Below are 2,520 nucleotides of genomic sequence, written 5' to 3'. Positions count from 1 at the left end.
GTTCCATCGACGGGCCGGGAGATTTCATTGACACCAACGTCACCGGCAGTTTCAACATGCTGGAAGCCGCGCGCGGCTTTTGGTCCGCGCAGGGTAAGCCCGGCAGTTTCCGCTTTCATCATATTTCGACGGATGAGGTTTTTGGTAGCCTCGGCGAAACCGGGCTTTTCACGGAAAACACCCCTTACGCCCCCAACAGCCCCTATTCCGCGTCAAAGGCGGCAAGTGATCATCTGGTCCGTGCCTGGGGTGAAACCTATGGGCTTCCGGTGGTGCTGACCAATTGCTCCAACAACTATGGCCCCTATCATTTCCCCGAAAAGCTGATCCCGGTGGTGATCCTGAACGCACTCGCGGGCAAACCGATTCCGGTTTACGGCGCGGGTGAGAATGTGCGCGATTGGCTTTATGTGGAGGATCACGCCGACGCCCTGCTGTGCGTGCTGGAGAACGGCAAAATCGGGCGCAGCTACAACATCGGCGGTGAGAATGAGGCGCGCAATATCGACCTGGTTCGGATGATCTGCGCGCTGCTGGATGAACTCGCACCACAAGGCGCGCCACATGACCGTCTGATCCGTTTCGTGGCCGACCGCCCCGGCCACGACCTGCGCTATGCAATCGACCCAAGCCGCATCCGGGATGAATTGGGTTGGCGCCCGTCGGTTACGTTGGAACAAGGGCTGCGGCTGACCGTACAATGGTATCTGGCGAATGTGGCGTGGTGGGAGCCCTTGCGGGCGCGACAAGGCGTCGGCGAACGGCTGGGTGCCGGCGCATGAAACTGCTCGTCTTTGGGCAAACCGGGCAATTGGCGCGGGAACTTGTCCGCCAATGCCCCGCCGGTGTGGTGTTGGAAACCCTGTCGCGGGCGGATGCCGACCTGACCGACCCAAGCGCCTGCGCCGCATTTGTTGCGGGTTCTGATGCCGACGCGGTGATAAACGCCGCAGCCTATACCGCCGTCGACAAGGCGGAAAGCGATGAGGCGACAGCGTTGATGGCCAATGGCACCGCCCCGACCGCAATGGCGCGGGCGGCAGCGGCCAAGGGCATCCCGTTTCTGCATGTTTCCACCGATTATGTATTTGACGGCAATGGTGAGCAGCCTTTTGCGCCGGACCACGCGACTGCCCCGTTGGGTGCTTATGGGCGCAGCAAACTCGCTGGTGAAATCGGTATCCGTGCCGCGAACGGTCCCCACGTGATCCTGCGCACCTCCTGGGTCGTCTCCGCGCATGGTGCGAATTTCGTGAAAACCATGCTGCGATTGGGGGCGGAACGCAAAGAATTGAATGTGGTGGCCGATCAGATCGGCGCGCCCTCCCCCGCGGCAGATCTGGCCCAGGCCTTGCACGGGATCGCGACGGCAATGATCGCAGGCGCACATAGCGGGACCTATCATTATGCCGGTATGCCGGAAACAAGCTGGGCCGGTTTCGCGCGGGAAATCATGGCGCGGGCCGGGTTGGATTGCGTGGTCCACGACATTGCTACCACGGCTTATCCAACGCCTGCGCGACGCCCGCTCAACTCTCGCCTTGATTGCGCCACTTTGACCCGCGACTTTGGGATTGCACGCCCCGATTGGAGACAGGGGTTGCAGGCGATTCTGGACGAGTTGAAAGGTACAGCATGACAGGGCGCAAGGGTATCCTTCTGGCAGGTGGGTCCGGCACCCGGTTGTGGCCCATCACGATGGGCACCTCCAAGCAACTGCTGCCGGTGCATGACAAGCCGATGGTCTATTACCCGCTGTCCTGCCTGATGCTGGGCGGCATCCAGGAAATTGCGGTGATCACCACGCCTGAAGACCAGCCCCAATTCCGAAGGCTTTTGGGGGATGGCAGTCAATGGGGACTTTCGCTGAGTTTCATTCAGCAACCTTCCCCCGATGGCTTGGCACAAGCCTATCTTCTGGCAGAGGATTTTCTGGCAGGCAGTCCGTCGGCAATGGTCCTGGGGGACAATATCTTTTTCGGCCACGGCTTGCCGGAAATGCTGAATTCCGCTGACGCCCGGCCCGCCGGCGGCACGGTGTTTGGCTACCGCGTCGCTGACCCGGAGCGTTACGGCGTTGTCGATTTCGACGAAACCGGCCAAGTGCGCGCGATCATCGAAAAGCCCGCGGTGCCGCCGTCGAATTACGCAGTGACCGGGCTCTATTATCTCGACGGTGACGCCCCCGCGCTTGCCCGTGAGATTACCCCATCAGCGCGCGGCGAGTTGGAGATTGCCGATCTGCTCGCGCTCTATCTGCAACGCGGCGCCTTGCAGGTGGAACAGATGGGGCGCGGTTTTGCCTGGCTCGATACCGGCACCCATGGCAGCTTGCTCGACGCCGGGAATTTCGTGCGCACCTTGCAGATGCGGCAGGGCTTGCAGGTCGGTTGCCCCGAAGAGATTGCCTATCAGAAGGGCTGGATCGATCGCGCGGCGTTGCTGGCGCGTGCAGCGATGTTTCACAAGAACGATTATGGCAAGTACCTGACCGAACTGGTGAAATAAGGGCGGGGGCCT

3 protein-coding genes are annotated in these 2,520 nt (G+C 61.3%); all 3 read left to right on the top strand.

Translation table 11 applies throughout. The features are described from left to right. Positions 1–782 (top strand): dTDP-glucose 4,6-dehydratase (locus L0H65_RS18165; protein WP_301460618.1); only part of this gene is annotated, 782 nt, incomplete at its 5' end. Beyond that, on the top strand, positions 779–1,639 hold the full coding sequence (gene rfbD / locus L0H65_RS18160) for a dTDP-4-dehydrorhamnose reductase (protein ID WP_301460617.1): 861 nt from the start codon (positions 779–781) through the stop codon (positions 1,637–1,639). The genes L0H65_RS18165 and rfbD, both read left to right, overlap by 4 nt. Beyond that, positions 1,636–2,508: a glucose-1-phosphate thymidylyltransferase RfbA gene (gene rfbA, locus L0H65_RS18155; protein ID WP_301460616.1), complete on the top strand. Its 873-nt coding sequence runs from the start codon at positions 1,636–1,638 to the stop codon at positions 2,506–2,508. Before rfbD ends, rfbA begins: the two co-directional genes overlap by 4 nt. The last annotated feature ends 12 nt before the right edge of the window (positions 2,509–2,520 follow it).

The sequence above is a fragment of the Pseudorhodobacter sp. genome (assembly GCF_030452865.1).
GTDB lineage: Bacteria > Pseudomonadota > Alphaproteobacteria > Rhodobacterales > Rhodobacteraceae > Pseudorhodobacter.
Note: the sequence above shows the minus strand (reverse complement) of the source record. Positions and strands in the feature narration are given on the sequence as shown.